The sequence below is a fragment of the Delftia sp. S65 genome (assembly GCF_016516495.1).
GTDB classification, from domain to species: Bacteria; Pseudomonadota; Gammaproteobacteria; order Burkholderiales; family Burkholderiaceae_C; genus Comamonas; species Comamonas acidovorans.
Window position 1 is genome coordinate 121524 of record NZ_JACVUR010000007.1, and the last position, 16444, is coordinate 137967.

General features: G+C 68.1%; 18 protein-coding genes and 1 riboswitch. Of the genes, 7 read left to right on the forward strand and 11 right to left on the reverse strand.

Features of this window, described 5'->3' with window-relative positions; genetic code table 11:
• Positions 1-969, reverse strand: a complete 969-nt coding sequence (locus tag IAE24_RS09105; protein WP_043781175.1) for a Bug family tripartite tricarboxylate transporter substrate binding protein — start codon at positions 967-969, stop codon at positions 1-3.
• Between the two features lie 91 nt (positions 970-1060).
• Positions 1061-2113 carry a CDP-6-deoxy-delta-3,4-glucoseen reductase gene (locus tag IAE24_RS09110; RefSeq protein ID WP_199960592.1) on the reverse strand — a complete coding sequence of 351 codons (1053 nt, stop codon included), beginning with the start codon at positions 2111-2113 and terminating at the stop codon, positions 1061-1063.
• A 69-nt stretch (positions 2114-2182) separates the two neighbouring features.
• Between IAE24_RS09110 and IAE24_RS09115 the strand changes: the two genes are divergently transcribed.
• A complete protein-coding gene (locus IAE24_RS09115) occupies positions 2183-3202 on the forward strand; it encodes an SDR family oxidoreductase (protein WP_199960593.1) in 1020 nt (339 codons plus the stop codon).
• Position 3203: 1 nt separating this feature from the next.
• On the opposite strand, the gene IAE24_RS09120 is transcribed toward IAE24_RS09115, so the two are convergent.
• Both IAE24_RS09120 and IAE24_RS09125 read right to left on the reverse strand, forming a co-directional pair.
• Positions 3204-3875 (reverse strand): DUF4124 domain-containing protein, encoded by a 672-nt coding sequence (locus IAE24_RS09120; RefSeq protein WP_199960594.1) that lies wholly within the window; start codon positions 3873-3875, stop codon positions 3204-3206.
• 97 nt (positions 3876-3972) lie between these two features.
• Entirely contained in the window at positions 3973-4626 is a 654-nt protein-coding gene (locus IAE24_RS09125; protein ID WP_013803652.1) for a hypothetical protein, read from the reverse strand.
• 278 nt (positions 4627-4904) lie between these two features.
• A riboswitch (FMN riboswitch) is annotated at positions 4905-5073 on the forward strand.
• Positions 5074-5182: 109 nt separating this feature from the next.
• Between IAE24_RS09125 and IAE24_RS09130 the strand changes: the two genes are divergently transcribed.
• Together IAE24_RS09130 and IAE24_RS09135 are read left to right on the forward strand one after the other, a co-directional pair.
• Complete coding sequence (locus tag IAE24_RS09130) at positions 5183-5725, forward strand: 6,7-dimethyl-8-ribityllumazine synthase (protein WP_013803651.1); 543 nt, start codon at positions 5183-5185, stop codon at positions 5723-5725.
• A 175-nt stretch (positions 5726-5900) separates the two neighbouring features.
• Positions 5901-7031: a branched-chain amino acid ABC transporter substrate-binding protein gene (locus IAE24_RS09135; RefSeq protein ID WP_013803650.1), complete on the forward strand. Its 1131-nt coding sequence runs from the start codon at positions 5901-5903 to the stop codon at positions 7029-7031.
• Positions 7032-7099: 68 nt separating this feature from the next.
• On the opposite strand, the gene IAE24_RS09140 is transcribed toward IAE24_RS09135, so the two are convergent.
• Positions 7100-8035, reverse strand: a complete 936-nt coding sequence (locus IAE24_RS09140) for a LysR family transcriptional regulator (RefSeq protein WP_197942753.1) — start codon at positions 8033-8035, stop codon at positions 7100-7102.
• A gap of 123 nt (positions 8036-8158) precedes the next feature.
• On the opposite strand from IAE24_RS09140, the gene IAE24_RS09145 reads away from it, so the two are divergent.
• The 3 genes from IAE24_RS09145 to IAE24_RS09155 all read left to right on the forward strand — a co-directional run bounded on the left by IAE24_RS09145 (position 8159) and on the right by IAE24_RS09155 (position 10608).
• Positions 8159-8812: an NAD(P)-dependent oxidoreductase gene (locus IAE24_RS09145; protein WP_199960595.1), complete on the forward strand. Its 654-nt coding sequence runs from the start codon at positions 8159-8161 to the stop codon at positions 8810-8812.
• Positions 8813-8891: 79 nt separating this feature from the next.
• Positions 8892-9281, forward strand: coding sequence for a VOC family protein (locus IAE24_RS09150; RefSeq protein WP_012204123.1), 390 nt, complete (start codon positions 8892-8894; stop codon positions 9279-9281).
• Positions 9282-9381: 100 nt separating this feature from the next.
• Entirely contained in the window at positions 9382-10608 is a 1227-nt protein-coding gene (locus tag IAE24_RS09155; protein WP_034391221.1) for a sugar transporter, read from the forward strand.
• Positions 10609-10614: 6 nt separating this feature from the next.
• Here the strand turns inward: IAE24_RS09155 and IAE24_RS09160 are convergent, their stop codons facing one another.
• Both IAE24_RS09160 and IAE24_RS09165 read right to left on the reverse strand, forming a co-directional pair.
• Complete coding sequence (locus tag IAE24_RS09160; protein ID WP_199960596.1) at positions 10615-11850, reverse strand: cyanate transporter; 1236 nt, start codon at positions 11848-11850, stop codon at positions 10615-10617.
• A 4-nt stretch (positions 11851-11854) separates the two neighbouring features.
• The gene (locus tag IAE24_RS09165; RefSeq protein WP_012204126.1) at positions 11855-12316 is read right to left on the reverse strand and encodes a nucleoside deaminase; all 462 of its coding nucleotides are present in this window, start codon (positions 12314-12316) and stop codon (positions 11855-11857) included.
• Between the two features lie 117 nt (positions 12317-12433).
• Here IAE24_RS09165 and IAE24_RS09170 point away from each other — a divergent pair, with 117 nt between their 5' ends.
• Positions 12434-13300 (forward strand): LysR family transcriptional regulator, encoded by an 867-nt coding sequence (locus IAE24_RS09170; RefSeq protein WP_199960597.1) that lies wholly within the window; start codon positions 12434-12436, stop codon positions 13298-13300.
• Here IAE24_RS09170 and IAE24_RS09175 read toward each other — a convergent pair.
• The 4 genes from IAE24_RS09175 to IAE24_RS09190 form a co-directional block, all read right to left on the reverse strand.
• On the reverse strand, positions 13297-13626 hold the full coding sequence (locus tag IAE24_RS09175) for a type II toxin-antitoxin system YafQ family toxin (RefSeq protein ID WP_199960598.1): 330 nt from the start codon (positions 13624-13626) through the stop codon (positions 13297-13299). The two genes, IAE24_RS09170 and IAE24_RS09175, sit on opposite strands and share 4 nt — an antisense overlap.
• On the reverse strand, positions 13598-13867 hold the full coding sequence (locus IAE24_RS09180; RefSeq protein WP_099735190.1) for a type II toxin-antitoxin system RelB/DinJ family antitoxin: 270 nt from the start codon (positions 13865-13867) through the stop codon (positions 13598-13600). The genes IAE24_RS09175 and IAE24_RS09180 overlap by 29 nt, the downstream gene beginning before the upstream one ends.
• A 160-nt stretch (positions 13868-14027) precedes the next feature.
• Positions 14028-15002, reverse strand: coding sequence for a tripartite tricarboxylate transporter substrate binding protein BugE (locus IAE24_RS09185; RefSeq protein WP_012204128.1), 975 nt, complete (start codon positions 15000-15002; stop codon positions 14028-14030).
• Between the two features lie 137 nt (positions 15003-15139).
• A complete protein-coding gene (locus IAE24_RS09190; protein ID WP_199960599.1) occupies positions 15140-16387 on the reverse strand; it encodes a CaiB/BaiF CoA transferase family protein in 1248 nt (415 codons plus the stop codon).
• Between the last annotated feature and the right edge of the window lie 57 nt (positions 16388-16444).

Genomic DNA, 16444 nt, shown 5'->3' on the forward strand with positions numbered 1-16444 from the left:
TCAGTCCACCTTCGCTCCGGAGGCCTTGACGATGGGCTGATACTTGGCGCGCTCGGCGGCCATGAACCTGTCGAACTCGGCGGGCGTGGAGGACACGGGCTCGGCCATCAGGGTCTCGAAGCGGGTCTTGGTCTCGGGCGCGGCCAGTGCATCGCCAAAGGCCTTACTCAGCTTGTCCAGCACGGGCTTGGGCGTGCCGGCCGGGGCCACCAGGCCCCACCAGGTGTCGATGGAAAAGCCGGGGAAGGTCTTGGACAGTGCGGGCACGCCGGGCAGCAGCGTGGTGGGGTTCAGCGTGGTCACGGCCAGCGCCTTGAGCTTGCCCGAGCGGATGTTGGGTGCAGCGGCGGCCAGGTTGTCGATGTTGAAGTCCACCTCGCCCGACAGCAGGGCCAGCTGGGCCGGGTTGGCTCCGCGGTAGGGCACGTGCAGCGCGAAGATGCCGGCCTTTTGCTTGAGCATTTCGCCGGCCAGGTGGCCCGCGCTGCCGTTGCCGCCGCTGCCGTAGTTGAGCTTGCCGGGGTTGGCCTTGGCGTAGGCGATCAGGTCGGCCACGCTGTGGATCTTGAGCTGCTCGGCACGGGCCGCGTTCATCACCAGCACATTGGGCACGCGCACCATCTGGGTGATGCCGGCGAAGTCCTTGCCCGCGTCATAGGGCATCTTGGCGTACAGCCAGGGATTGACGGCATGGGTGGCCGTGGCGGCCAGGCCGATGGTCATGCCGTCCGGCGTGGCGCGGGCAATGGCGTCGGCGCCGATGTTGCCGCCGGCGCCGGCCTTGTTGTCGATGATCACCACTCCCAGGGAGTCACGCACCCGCTCGGCCAGCGCGCGCGAGGTGATGTCCAGCGGACCGCCGGGCGCATAGGGCACGATCAGGCGGATGGGCTCTTGCGCCAGGGCAAGCGGGGAGGCCAGGGCAGCAGCGGCCGCCATGACCGAGAGAAGGCTGTTTCTACGGTTCATAGGGGCGCTATTGTGCAAAAAAATTGCGACACCTGGCTGCGCGCAGGTATGCAGAGCAGTTTTTCTGCGTATTGATTGATCTGTCCTGGCTTCAGGCTGCCTTGTCGGCTTCCGTGGTGAATGCGTCGGCGTAGAACTCTTCGTCGGGCAGGCCACGCTGGTGCACATAGGCCTGGTGCGCGGAATCGACAACGATGGGCGCGCCGCAGGCATAGACCTGGTGGCCCGAGAGGTCGGCAAAATCGTCCAGCACGGCCTGGTGCACGAAGCCCGTGCGGCCGGTCCAGGCGTCTTCGGGCAGGGCATCCGAGACCACGGGCACGTAGCACAGCTGCGGCATGGCTTCGGCCTGTTCGCGCACCCAGGCGTCCATGTAGAGGTCTTCGGGGCGGCGGCCGCCCCAATACAGGGTGACGGAGCGGTGGATGTCCTTGTGGCGGATGTGCTCCAGCAGCGCCTTGATGGGCGCGAAGCCCGTGCCCGAGGCCAGCAGGATGACGGGCTTGTCGCTGTCCTCGCGCAGGAAGAAGCTGCCGAACGGTCCTTCCACGCGCAGGATTTCCTTTTCCTTCATGGCGCCGAACACATGGTCGGTGAACTTGCCGCCCGGCATGTGGCGGATGTGCAGCTCCAGCCCCGGTGCCGTGTCCTGCAAGTGGGGGGCCGTGGCCATGGAGTAGGCGCGGCGGGCGCCGTCGCGCAGGATGAACTCCACGTACTGGCCTGCGTGGTAGCGGAACTTGTCTGCGGCGGGCAGTTGCAGGCGCACCTGCATCACGTCGTGCGACTTCTTCTCCAGCGTGGCCACGCGCACGGGCATTTTCTTGATGGGGAAGGCGCTGGCATCGGTGACCTGGCGGGACTCCAGCACCACCGAGGTGGCCGGCCGGGCGCAGCAGGTGAGCACATAGCCGTCGGCCTCTTCCTGGGCGGTCAGCGCCTTGTCGGCATGCGGGCCATGGGTGACATCGCCACTGAGCTTCTTGCACTTGCAGGAACCGCAGGCACCGTCCTTGCAGCCATAGGGCAGGCCCACGCCGGCGCGGATGGCGGCGGCCAGGATGGTCTCGCTGCCCTGCGTGGCGAAGGCGCGGCCGCTGGGCTGTACGGTGATTTCGTGGGAAGCGTTGGCTATCTCGGTCATGTTCTCGGTATCCTCGGGGGCGCTGGCGGGCGCGTGGAGCGCGCCGGCGATCTTCTTTCCCGGACGGACATGCCGCTGCCGCGACCGGCGGCGCGCGGGTGGCCGCCCTCGCAACAGGCCAGGATTTTGCCCTCAAACCAAAACCCATTGGGCGCGCTGCCGGCGCGCTTTCGACGCGAACGCGTGCTCATCGTCGGCTGTGGCGACGTGGGGCTGCGCGTGGCTGGTGCATTGGCGGGCGCGCCCGGAGCGCGCTCCGGTGCCGCACGACGGGGCCCGCGCGTGCTGGCCCTGACGCGTGGCGCCGAGCGCCTGCAGGATCTGCGCGGGCGCGGCATCACGCCGCTGCTGGGCGATCTGGACGCACCTGCCACGCTGCGCCGTCTGGCCGGCCTGGCCACGCGCGTCGTCCACCTGGCGCCGCCACCCAATCCGCCCGCTGGCCAAGAGGGCTGGTGGCTGGACCCGCGCACCACGGCCCTGCTGCGCGTGCTGCGCCGTCGCGGCCGGCCGGCGAGCCTGGTCTATGGTTCGACCTCCGGCGTCTATGGCAACTGCGAGGGCGCCTGGATCGACGAAAGCCGCCCGCCCGCACCGGCCACGGCGCGTGCCCAGCGCCGCGTGAACGCCGAGCGTGCCGTGCGCTTTGCCGGGCGCGGCGGGCTGCGCGCCAGCATTTTGCGCATCCCGGGCATCTATGCGCCGGACCGGGAAAACGGTACGCCGCGCGGGCGCCTGCTGCGCGGCACGCCCCTGCTGTGTGCCGCAGAGGATGTCTACACCAACCACATCCATGCCGATGATCTGGCCCGCGCCTGCGTGCGGGCGCTGTGGCGCGGTCGGCCGCAGCGCATCTACCACGCCAGCGACGATACGCAGCTGCGCATGGGGGACTATTTCGACTTTGCGGCCGATCTCTACGGCCTGCCGCGCCCCGCGCGCATCACGCGCGAGCAGGCACAGCGCGAGCTGCCGGCCAGCCTGCTGAGCTTCATGGGGGAGTCACGCCGCCTGCGCAACCAGCGCCTGAAGGCCGAGCTGGGCCTGCGCCTGCGCTACCCCACCGTGGAGCAGGGCCTGCGCGCGTGAATCAGCGCGGATGGATGCCGCCGTTGGTGTCGTAGCAGCGGAACACGTTGCAGTGCGAGATGGGCGCCGAAGGCGGCAGCGGCTGCGGCGGCACGGGGCGCCCGACGATCCACGGCCGGTTGATGGCATTGGGCTGCAATGCGCGCGATTGCTGCAGCTGCTCATAGGCCTTGGGGCCCAGGCAGGCCATTTCCATTTGCTGCTGGGCGGCCTGACTGCGCGGGCCCCAGGTGGCGGGATCAGGGTTGGACTCGGCCAGGATGGTGTCCAGACGGCGGCGCGCCTGCTGGCAGGCAGGGGAGTCGCCGCTGTCGCGCTGGGCCGAGTTCTCGCGCTCGCGCCGGCTGCGCGCCTCGCGCTCCTGCTGCTGGGCGCGCGCGCGGCGCTCGGCCTCTTCGCGCGTCAGTTGCTGGTTCTTGCGCTCTATGGCGGCGGCGGACTGCGCGCGCTCGCGTTCCAGCTCTTCGGGGCTGGGGGCTTCCTGCACCTGCACGCGGTTTTCGCCGTCCTTGCAACTGCTGTTGGTGTAGGTGACGCGGCCGGTCTTGGCGTCCGTGCAGCGGATGACCTGGGCCGAGGCCGCGCCTGCGGTGAGTGCCACCACCAGCGTTGCAAGCATCGGTACAAGCGCCGCCAGCGCCCGGCGCTGGCAAAGGTCTTGGGTGCGGTGCATGGCGGTTTCCTTTCCCATCACAAACGGCACAGGGATGTGGTGCATTGCCGATTATGGTGCGCAGCGCAGGGGGCTGGATATGCCGCTGGTCAGCCGTTCAACGCCAGTGGCGCGGATCCTGCGTGGGGTAGGGGTTGCCGCCGCCCTGGCTTTCGCGCTGCATGCGCTCGATGGCGCGTTGCTGCTGCTCGCGGTCACGCTGCTGCTGTTCCCGGTCGCGTTGCTGGCGTTCACGATCGCGTTGCTGCTGGCCCTGGTCGCGCTCACGGTCCCGCTGCTGGCGCTCGGCTTCGCGGCGCTGCTGCTCCTGCATGCGTTCGCGCAACTGGCGGTCGCGGTCCTGTGCCTGGCGGTCACGGTCCCGGTCGCGCTCGCGCATTTCACGCTCGCGCTCCTGGCGGTCGCGCCAGGCGTCGCGGTTGCGCTCCTGCTGAATGCGCTCGCGCTCGTACTGCAGGCGATCGCGCTCGCGCTGCAGGCGCTGGCGCTCGTACCAGCCGTTGTCGGGATAGGCGGGCTGCGTGGGATAGGAGGGGTAGATGACGCCGCCGCCAGAGGGGTAGCTGGGGTAGGTCGGATAGCTGGGATAGCTGGGGTAGCCGGAGCCCATGTCCGAGTAGCCATCGGGCGGCACGGCGCAGGCGGTGACCAGGGCGGCAAGGCCAAGGCCGGCCAGCAGGCGCAGCGTGCGCAGGGGGCGCAGGTCACGCTGCTGGTGTGACTGCGCGGTGGGGGCGTTGGAACGGGGCATGGTATGGGGTCCGGGCAAAGGCGTGTTTCCTGTCTGGATCTCTTCCTATGACGTTTGACAGGCCGTATTGGTTGACCTGGGTCGTCCTTGCAAGGCAACAAGGGCGACAGCGGAGCTTCTATTTTGATAGCAATTCGCCCATATTCTGTAGGTGTTGCCAGATGAATTGCGCAGGCGTGGTGCGCAAGGGCGCCTGCCGCCCCGATCGCGGCAATGGCTTGCGGGCGCGGCTAGAATGGCCTCTGTCTTTGGCGGTGCGCAGTCCGTGCGCCGCAAAGCAGCGTTCTCAGGGCGGGGCGAAATTCCCCACCGGCGGTATCTGGATCTGTCTTTCGGCATGTGTCCAGGAGCCCGCGAGCGCCCGGCAAGCCGCAAGGCCGGCCGGGGTCAGCAGATCTGGTGAGATGCCAGAGCCGACGGTCACAGTCCGGATGAAAGAGATCGCGCAGCACCTGCATGGCAGGCGCCATGCCCATGGTTTTCCCATGGGCTGCGCCGCGCCATGCGGCGCCATGGCGCGCGCCCTGATTCATTTGTCTCATCTTGAAAGAGCACCATGAATCAGACTCCTGTCTCCTTGAATTTCTCCGCACACGGCACGGCCTCGGGCACGCCGTGGAGGGCCGTCGCGGGCCGCAGCCGCGTGGCCGTCATCTGCGCGAGCTGGCATACCGATGTCGTGCACCAGGCGCGCGACTCCATGGCGGCCGAGCTGCAGGCCCAGGGCGTGGCCGCGCAGAACATCAGCCACTTCAATGTGCCCGGCGCCTTCGAGATCCCGCTGCTGGCCAAGAAGCTGGCCGACACTGGCCGCTTCGACGCCATCGTCGCCTGCGCTCTGGTGGTCAATGGCGGCATCTATCGCCATGAGTTCGTGTCCTCGGCCGTGATCGACGGGCTGATGCGCGTGCAGCTCGACACCGAGGTGCCCGTGTTCTCGGCCGTGCTCACGCCGCGCGACTTCCACGAGCACGGCGACCATGTGGAGTTCTTCCGCGCCCACTTCGTGAAGAAGGGCGTGGAGGTGGCCCATGCCTGCCTGGCGGCCCTGGACCAGCTGGCCCAGGTGCAGGCGCTGGGCCAGGCCCGCGCGGCCTGAGTTGCAAGCGTCGCCTGCGTCGCCGGTTGCGGCGCGCCACCCAGCACAGCTTTGGGTGGGGACGGATGCTCGTAAACACTGAGTTGGTGCCGAGTGTCGCGGCCCCGTCACGCGGCATTGCCAAGCCGCGATGACGGGAATAACGTGACGGCCTGTTTCAACTGAGGAGTGCGCGATGAAGATGTCCCGGAAGTTGTGTATTGCGGCCGTCGTGGCCGGCATGGGTGGCGTGGCCATGGCCCAGGAGCAGGTGATCCGCATCGGCCACATCGGCCCGGTGTCCGGTCCCCAGGCCAATTTCGGCAAGGACAACGAAAACGGCGTGCGCATGGCCATCGACGAGCTCAATGCCAAGGGCATGGAGATCGCCGGCAAGAAGGTCAAGTTCCAGCTGGTGGCCGAGGACGATGTGGCCGATCCCAAGCAGGGCACGGCCGCTTCGCAGAAGCTGTGCGACGACAAGGTCGCCGGCGCCGTGGCCTTCCTCAACTCGGGCGTGGCCATTCCCTCGTCCAAGGTCTTCCAGGACTGCGGCATTCCCATGATCACGGGCGCGGCCACCAACCCCGACCTGACCAAGCCCGGCTGGAACACCACCTACCGCGTGATCGCCAATGACAACGCGCTGGGCGCGGCACTGGCCAAGTACGCGGCGCAGACGCTCAAGCTCAAGACCGTGGCCATCATCGATGACCGCACGGCCTATGGCCAGGGCCTGGCCAATGTGTTCAAGAAGGATGCGGAAAAGCTGGGCGTGAAGGTCGTGGCCTCGGAGTTCACGAACGACAAGGCCACGGACTTCATGGCCATCCTGACCTCGATCAAGGCCAAGAAGCCCGATGGCATCTTCTACGGCGGCATGTACGGCCAGGCCGGCCCCATGCTGCGCCAGATGGCCCAGCTGGGCCTGAACGATGCCAAGTACTTCGGCGGCGACGGCCTGTGCGTGCCCGAGCTGGCCAAGGTGGCGGCCGGTGCCAAGCCGCTGGACAACGTGATCTGCGCCGATGGCGGCGCTTCGCTGGCCAAGATGCCCGGCGGCACGGAATGGAAAAAGCGCTACGACGCCAAGTACCCCGGCCAGTTCCAGGTCTACAGCCCGTACTTCTATGACGCCACCATGATGCTGGCCGACGCCATGAAGCGCGCCAACTCCTGGGACCCCAAGGTCTACATCCCCTTCCTGCAAAAGGCCGACTACTCTGGCGTGACCTCGAAGATCGCCTTCGAGAAGAACGGCGAGATGAAGAACCCCTCGTACACGCTGAGCGTGTTCAAGAACGGCCAGAAGACAGCCCTCGACTGAGAGCCCGTCCTTCCTTCGTTTTCATGCCCGCCCCGTGCGGGCTTTTTTTCGTGCGCTGTCCATGATCCTCAGGCCGGGGCCGGCGCATCGACCACGCCCGGCAACCGGGCCAGATAGGCCTGCAAGGCAGCGATGGCCTGGCGCACCTTGGCGGGCTGGGCCTGGCGCTGCGGGGTGACGGCCCAGATGTCCAGGCCGCCGAAGTCCCAGTCGGGCAGCAGGCGCACCAGGCGGCCTTCGGCCACCGTGTCGGCCACGTCCATGCTGCCCAGCAGGGCCAGGCCAAGGCCCGCCTCGCACATCTGCTGGATGGACAGCTGGTTGTTGCTGGCCACATGCGGCAGCACCTGCAGGCTGTAGGTCTCGCCCGTGTCAGGGTGGCGCGCCTCGGCACGCAGGGCCTGGCCCTGGCCCTCGCGCGCCAGGCCCAGCCAGCGCATGCTGGCCAGCGGTGCTGGGTGGCGCCAGGCCACGCCGCCACCCTGGGCCTGTATCCATGCGGGCGAGGCGCACAGCCAATTGCGCATGGCGCCCAGGCGCCGGGCGGCCCAGCCGGAATCGGCCAGCCGGCCGAAGCGCAAGGCCAGGTCGATGCGGCTTTGTATGAGGTCGATGGGCGCGTCGTCCACATCCAGGTGCAGGCGCAGCGCGGGGTGCCGGGCCAGCCAGTGGCCCAGGGCCGGCGCGATGTGGCGGGCAAAGCCCACGGTGGCTGACAGGCGCAGCTCGCCGCCGGGCTCGTCGCGCGCGGCCGCGAGTTCGGCCCGCGCCTGGCTGGCGGCCTGGGCCATGGCGGCGCACTGCTGGTAGTAGCGCTCGCCGGTGTCGGTCAGCGCGATCTGCCGGGTGGAGCGGTGCAGCAGGGTGACGCCGCCATCGCGTTCGAGCTGGCGCACCTGCTGGCTCACGGCCGAGGGGCTCATGCCCAGGGCACGCGCGGCGGCGCTCATGGAGCCGTGCTGCACCACGGCGGCGAAAACAGCCATGCGTTTGTAGTCATCCATGGGCTGTATTGTGAAGCTGCACTTCAAGGTCTTGGTAAAAATTGCCGTCTACCGCATGCATTGTGAACGGCGTAATCTCAATGCCATCGTGAACAGGCGCCCTGGCGCCATAAAGGACCGAAGATGAAAGTGGCATTGATTGGCGCAACCGGCTTTGTGGGTTCGGCGGTATTGAAGGAGCTGCTGCAGCGCGGCCATGAGGTCGTGGCCCTGGTGCGCGACCCCGCCAAGCTGGCGGCCCAGCCGCGGCTGCAGGCCGTGCAGGCCGATGTACTGGACGCCGCCGCCGTGCAGCGCGCCGTGGCGGGCGCGGACGCCGTGGTCAGCGCCTACAACGCGGGCTGGGGCAATCCCGACATCTATGAGGACTTCATGCGCGGCTCGCGCGCCATCGTGGCGGGCACCAAGGCGGCCGGCATCAAGCGCTACCTGGTGGTCGGCGGCGCAGGCAGCCTCTATATCGCACCCGGCAAGCAATTGGTGGACACGCCCGAGTTCCCGGCCGCCATCAAGCCTGGCGCCTCGGCTGCCCGCGATGCCCTCAACGATCTGCAAAAGGAGCAGGGCCTGGACTGGACGATGCTGAGCCCGCCCATTGCCCTGCACCTGGGCGACCATGGCGAACGCACAGGCCAATACCGCACGGGCAAGGATGAGCCGCTGATGCAGGCCGATGGCCAGCCCGGCACGATTTCGGCAGCGGACCTGGCCGTGGCCCTGGTCGACGCGCTGGACAAGGGCCTGCACCTGCACCAGCGTTTCACCGTCGCTTACTGAACACCTGCGCCAGTCCACTGGTGCCGCAGCGGTCTCCATGGCATGCTGGTGTCCGTCATGAACAGGCAGGAGCACAGCCATGATCGACCACACGGGAATCCTCGTATCGGATTTCGAGCGCAGCAAGGATTTCTATGCACGCGCCCTGGCGCCGCTGGGCTATGAAATCCTCATGGAGCTTTCTGCCGAAGTCACGGGCCATACGGACACTGCGGGCTTCGGCGAGCCGCCCAAGCCCGATTTCTGGATCAGCGGGGGCACGCCCAACCAGCCGCCCATCCATGTGGCCTTCCGCGTGGACAACCGCCACATGGTCGATGACTTCCATGCGGCGGCCCTGGCGGCAGGCGGGCGCTGCAATGGAGAGCCCGGCCTGCGACCGCACTACCACGACGACTATTACGCGGCCTTCGTGCTCGACCCCGACGGCCACAACATCGAGGCCGTCTGCCACCTGCCTCCGGCCTGAGTCCCCCTGGCGGCACTGGGGCCTGCGCGGCAGCTGACATCAGGCGGTCGCATGGCGCAGCACAATATTGCGCTGCAACAAAAAAGGCCCCACGTTCCCCATGCCCCCTTCCGTCTCCGCTGCGGCCGGCTCCGTTTCCGCGTCATCCACACCCACGGCCGCCCAGGCGTGGCTCAGCGTGATCGCGCTGGCGCTGGGCGCCTTCGTCTTCAATACCACCGAGTTCGTGCCCGTGGGCCTGCTCAGCAGCATTGGCGCGAGCTTTGGCATGCCCACCGAGCAGGTCGGGCTGATGCTGACCATCTATGCCTGGATCGTGGCCCTGGCCTCGCTGCCCTTCATGCTGCTCACGCGCAATGTGGAGCGGCGCAAGCTGCTGATGGGCGTGTTCGCGCTGTTCGTGGCCAGCCATGTGCTGTCGGGCGTGGCCTGGAGCTTTGCCTCGCTCATGGTCAGCCGCATCGGCATTGCGCTGTCGCACGCGGTGTTCTGGTCCATCACCGCCTCGCTGGCCGTGCGCGTGGCGCCGCCCGGCAGGAAGGCCGTGGCGCTGAGCCTGCTGGCCACCGGCACCTCCATGGCCATGGTGCTGGGCATTCCGCTGGGCCGCATCGTGGGCGAATGGCTGGGCTGGCGCACGACGTTCCTGGCCGTGGGCGGGGTGGCCGCCATCGTCATGGTGGCCCTGGCCCGGCTGCTGCCGCGCCTGCCCAGCGAGAACGCGGGCAACCTGGCCAGCGTGCCCATGCTGCTGCGCCGCCCGGCGCTGCTGTCCATCTACATCCTGCTGGTGGTCGTGATCACCGGGCAGTTCACGGCCTACAGCTATATCGAGCCCTTCGTGCAGGACATCGCGGGCTTCGAGGGCAAGGTGACCACGGCCGTGCTGCTGCTGTACGGCGGCATGGGCATCGTGGGCAGCGTGATGTTCAGCTGGTGGGGGCTGCGCCATCCGCGCGGCTTTCTGCTGGCCGCCATTGGCGTGCTGTCGGCCAGCCTGCTGATGCTGGTGCCGGCCTCGGGCCATGAGGCATCGCTCTACGTGATGAGCTCGGTCTGGGGTGTCGCCATGATCTGCTTTGCCCTGGCCATGCAGTCCCAGGTGCTCAAGCTGGCGGCCGACGCCACCGATGTGGGCATGTCCATGTTCTCGGGCATCTTCAACATCGGCATTGGCGGCGGTGCGCTGCTGGGCAGCCAGGTCAGCATGCACGCGGGCATGCAGAACATCGGCTGGATCGGCGGCGGCCTGGTGGCGCTGGGCCTGGCCTGGTGCATCTGGGCCTTCGTGCGCTGGTCGGCCGGCTTCCAGGCAACGGCGCACTGAAGCGGGTCAGTCGCCGGGTGCCCGCATGGCCTGGGCGTAGCGCTGCGGCGCCAGGCGGGACACCAGCACGCAGACCACGAGCACGGCGGCCATCTGGGCCAACCAGCCGGCGCCGAATCCGCCCGTGAACTGGTGCAGCCGGGCGATCACATAGGGCGCCAGCGCCGCAATCAAAAAGCCGCCGCCCTGCATCAAGGCATTGAGCGCCCCGGCCTGGGTGGGATGGGGAAGGTGGTCCAGCGCCACCACCATCATCAAGGCGAAGCACCCACCCAGGCCGATGCCGAGGATGACGATGTTGAGCAGCGGCGCTGCATCAGGCCACCAGGCCAGCGCGGCCAGGCCGATGATCTGGCACAGCAGCGTGAACCCCAGCCATGGCCGCCGGTCGGCATGGCGCGCAGCCAGCACGGGCAGTCCCAGCGCGGCGCTGGCCTGGGCCACCGACAGCAGGGCGACCAGGCCGCCGCTTTGCGCGGGGCTCCAGCCGTGCGTCTGGTAGAAGGGCGCAAGCCAGGCCACCATGGCCGCATAGCCGCCATTGATGAGGCCGAAGCAGGCCATCAGCATCCAGGTGCGCGGGCGCCGGCGCAGCCATCCGGTGTCTTGCGAGGCATGGGCTGCCATGGGCGCCGGACCCGGCAATGTGCTCAGCGCATGCCGCGCCAGCGCCAATGCCAGCAGGGCGGGCGCAGTCCAGAGCGCCAGTGCAAAGCGCCAGTCCAGTCCCCATTGCACGGCCAGCGGCGAAATCTGGGCACCGAGCGCCCCGCCGCCCATGAGCGCGGCCGAGTACAGCCCCATCATCTGTGCCATGCGTGCGGGCGACTGGCGCTTGATCAGGCCCGGCAGCACGCCTTGCACCAGGGCCACGCCAGCGCCGCACAGCGCGGCCGTGGCCAGCAGGGTGGTCGCACTGGAGCCCGCCACGCGCAGCACGCAGCCCAGCGCAATCACCGCCAAGGACCCGACCACGGCGCGGCGCGGACCCAGGTGCCGCAGCGCGGCCGGGGCCAGCCAGGCGCCGATCCCCATCAGCGCCATGGGCAGCAGCGTCAGCCAGGACAGCGTGGACAGATCCATGCCCGTGGCGGACTGTATCTGCGGGCCCAGCGGGCCGATGGCCGTGAGAAACGGGCGCAGGTTCAGTGTGACCAGGACCACGGTGGCCAGCCACAGCGCCGTTGGAATGGCGTGCGCTGCGGCAGGCGCCTCGGTGCGTGCAGGCGCAATGGACGACATGGCTTCAGGCCCAGGGGGCGTTGCCATACAGCTGGGCCGCCGTGATGCCCGTGTCCAGCCGCGTCAGGGGCAGCGGTGGCGGCTGCAGCGGCATGCGCAGCCGCTGGTAGGCGCCTTCGCTGGACAGGCCGTAAGGCTGGGCGTCCGCGTTGTCGAAGGCGAAGAAAACCTGCTCGGCCCCGGCCATCACCAGCGCCGCCAGGCACATGGGGCAGGGGTGGCCGCTGGCGTAGATGGTGCAGCCAGCCAGGCTGGGGTTGGCCTGGGCGCGCGTGCCTGCACGCAGCGCCTGCATTTCGGCATGGGCGCTGGGATCATGGCTTTGCACGATTTCGTTGACGCCCGTGGACAGGATCTGCCCCTCGCGCGCGAGCAGGGCGCCGAAGGGCCGGCCGCCCCGCAGGCGGTTGTCATGGGCCAGCTGCACGGCATGGCGCAGCAGGCGGATGTGTTCTTGTTCTTGCATGGGGATGGCTGGGCAATCGGGAGCTGAGGCCGCAGTCTAGGACGGGGCCCATCAATTGGAAAATTAAATGATCAAATGCCAGGCAGTGACAAAGCCACTGAAACTCGCCCAAGCCCCATGCAACCCTCTTCCATAGACCCCACCCTGCTGCGCAGCTTCTGCGCCGTGGCCGAAACCGGCAGCTTCACGCGCGCGGCGCAGGGCGTGCACCTGACCCAGTCCACGGTCAGCCAGCAGATCCGCAGGCTGGAGGAGCAAATGGGCTGCACGCTGCTGGACCGCAGCGGGCGCCATGTGGAATGCACGCTGGAAGGAGAGCGCCTGCTGGCCTATGCGCAACGCATCCTCGCGCTCATGGACGAGGCCGTGGAGCAGTTGGCTGGCGCCACCGAAGCCGTGCTGCGCATCGGCGTACCAGAGGACTTTGCCGGCCATGCCTTGATGCCCGCCTTGGGCGCGCTGGCGCGCAGCCAGCCGCAGTTGCGCCTGGAGCTGACCAGCGGGTTGTCGCAGGCGATATGGCAGCAACTGCAGGCCGGCGAGCTGGACCTGGCCATCGTCAAGCAGCGCAGCGGCAGCACGCCCGGCATGGCACGCTGGCCCGAACCGCTGGCCTGGATAGACAGTGCGCGGCATCCCTGCCACGGGATGGATCCCTTGCCCCTGGTGGTATTTCCGCAGGGCGGCCTGTACCGCAGCGAGATGACGCATGCGCTGGATGCCGCCGGCCGGCGCTGGCGCCTGGCCTATGTGAGCGCCAGCCTGGCCAGCCTGGAAGCCGCCGTGGAACAGGGCCTGGGCATCAGCCTGCTGCCGCGCCGGCTGGTCGGGCCCGGCCACCGCCTGCTCGACGGCATGGCCGGCTTCGCCCCCGTGCCTGATGTGGAAGTGGCACTGCACGTGCGGGCCCAGCTGTCGGCGCCGGGCCGGCGTCTGGCTGAGCGCCTGTGCGAGGTGTGCGAGGCGTTGCTGGGTGTGTCTTAGTCGAACAGCTCGGCGTGCGTGCCGGCTCGCACGAAAACGATCGATTCGTTGGCGCCCTGGCCATCGAGCCGGTAGATCAGCAGGAAATCGCCCCCCACGTGGCACTCCCTGTGATCGGCCCAGTCGCCGGTGAGGGCATGGTCCAGCCACTGAGGCTCAAGGGGGGCGTCGTTGGCAATCAGCAGCAGCATGGCCTCCTTCAACCGCTTCATGTCATGGCGGCCGGAATGCGACAGCCGGACCCAGTCCTTGGCGAAAGCCTTGGTCCGGTCCGATGCGCGGGGAAGGACTGCGCGCTTACTGCTCGCTGCCTTTTTCGAGGTCATGGAGCAAATCGTCCGCGGTGGCAAAGCGTGCCTTGCGCATGGTGCGTGCCTCCTGCATGGCTGCGCGCGTCTCGGCGTTGGGTGCCCTGAGGTCGAAGGGCAATTGCTGGTCGGCCACCACGCGCATCAGGAAGACACGTACGGCATCCGACACCGTCAAGCCCATGCCGGCCAGGGTTTCGGCGGCCTGTGCCTTGATCTCTTCATCCACGCGCACGTGGATCATGGTGGTGGTTGCCATGGTGTGCTTTTGCAAAAAGGGGTGAGATACATTGTATCTCGCAGGGCAAAAGACAGGTAAGGAGGCAGGTTGCTGGGATGTCGCTTGGCGGCTCCCGCCTTCGAGCCCTCCAACAAAAATCCCCGCCGTGGCGGGGATGGTCAGCGGGTGACGCGCAGGCTCAATCCATCGTCAGGTTCTGCTTTTGCACCACGTCCTTGTAGACCGCCAGTTCGGCCTTGATCTCTTCAAAGAAGTGCTCGGGCGTGTCGGCCACGATCAGCGAGCCGGTTTCCTCGATGCGCTTCTTGATGGCCGGGTCCTGCAGCACCTTGCGCGTGGCGGCGTTGACCTTGTCCACGATGTCGCGCGGCAGGTTCTTGGGGCCGACGATGCCGTAGTAGGCCATGCGGTTGACGGGGGCCAGGCCCACTTCCTTGAAGGTGGGCACATCGGGCAGGGCGGCCAGGCGCTGGGGCGCGGCCACCACGATGGGCACCAGGCGCTTTTCCTTGACGAAGCCCAGGGCGGAGGGCAGGTTGTCGAAGATCAGCGGAACCTGGCCGGCCACGGCGTCGTTCAGCGCGGGGCCGCTGCCACGGTAGGGCACGTGGGTGATGTCGGTGCCAGTGGACAGCTTGAACATCTCCATCATCAGATGGGTGATGCTGCCGTTGCCGGGCGAGGCGTAGGAGTACTTGCCGGGGTTCTTCTTCACCTCGGCCAGGAACTCCTGGTAGTTCTTGCCCGCGAACTTGGGGTTGGCCGCAATGATGTTGGGCGTGGCCGCGATGTTCACGATGGGCGTGAAGTCGGTCAGCACGTTGTACGGGATCTTGGGGTTGATCGCCGGGTTGGTGGCCGTGGTGGACACGGTGGCGATGCCCAGGCTGTAGCCATCGGGCTGGGAGCGCGCCGTCTCGGCCGCGCCGATGCTGCCGCCGCCGCCGCCCTTGTTCTCGACCACCACGGGCTGGCCCAGGGCACGGCCCAGCGGCTCGGCCACGATGCGCGCGATCAGGTCGGTGGTGCCGCCGGCCGCGAAGGGCACGAGCAGCTTGATGGGCTTGGTGGGGTAGCCCTGGGCATGGGCTGCGCCCGAAAGCGCGAGGGCGCCGAGGATGCCGGCGAGCGCGATGCGGGAGGTGTGAGTCATGGTGTTGTCTCCTTGAATGGATGTTGTGGACGTTTGTTGTGAGGCACCGACGGGTGGGAGGGCGTGATTCTTTAGGACATTCGTATGGCGGTGCTTGGGCTGAGAAATGTGGAGGCGGTGTTGCGCGGCGCTGGCGATCAGACCACGCCGCGCGAGCGCAGCGCCTGGATGGCCATGGGCGCAATGCCCAACTCGCCCAGCACTTCATCGGTGTGCTGGCCCAGGGAGGGCGGTGCGCTGCGCAGCACGGGCGGGGTATCGCTCAGCCGCATGGGGCTGGCCACGCCGGCGATGCGTGAGATGCCGTCGCCGGCCTCGCGCGGCAGCTCGACGCGTATGCCGCGTGCGCGCACCTGCGGGTCATCGAAGGCCTGGGCAATGGTGTTGATGGGGCCGCAGGGCACGGCCTTGTCTTCCAGCAGCGCAATCCATTCGGCCGTGCCGCGTGTCTTCATGAGGGGCACCATCCGCTCCAGCAGCGCCTGGCGGTTGCGCACGCGCGCGGTGTTGGTGGCAAAGCGCTCGTCCTGCGCCCAGCCGGCTTCGCCGACGGCGGCGCAAAAGCGCGCGAACTGCCCGTCATTGCCAATGGCCAGCAGCACGTTGCCGTTGGCCGTGGCGAAGTCCTGGTAGGGCGCCAGGCTGGGGTGGATGTTGCCGGCGCGGCCCGGCGATTCGCCCGTTGCCAGAAAGCCGGCGGCCTGGTTGGCTAGCACGGCCATGCCCACGTCGAGCAGGGCCATGTCGATGTGCTGGCCCCGGCCCGAGGCCTGGCGCGCATGCAGCGCGGCCAGGATGGCATTGCTGGCATACAGGCCCGTGAACACGTCGATCACGGCCACGCCCACCTTGAGCGGGCCGCCTCCGGGCGCCTCATCGGCATGGCCGGTGATGCTCATCAGCCCGCACATGGCCTGCACCATGAGGTCGTAGCCCGCGCGCTCGGCATACGGGCCGGTCTGACCGAAACCCGTGACCGAGCAATAGATCAGGCGCGGGTTGAGCGCCTTGAGGCTTTCGTAGTCCAGCCCGTACTGCGCCAGGCCACCGACCTTGAAGTTCTCCACCAGCACATCGGCCCCGGCCGCCATCTGGCGAATCAGCTGCTGCCCATCGGGGGTGGACATGTCGATGGTGACCGAGCGCTTGTTGCGGTTGCAGGCCGTGAAATAACTGGCCTCCTGCGTGGCCTGCCCATCGTCGTGCGGCAGGAACGGAGGCCCCCAGTGGCGCGTGTCATCGCCGGCCACGGGCCGCTCGACCTTGATCACATCGGCACCCAGGTCGGCCAGCGTCTGCGTGCACCAGGGCCCGGCCAGCACGCGGGAAAGATCAAGCACCTTGATGCCAGCCAATGCGGCCGGCGCGGAGGATGTGGAGGACATGAGAGGGAAGAAATATGAGCGCGCCCGATGCCGCTGGTAGTTCAGCTCAGGGCTTGA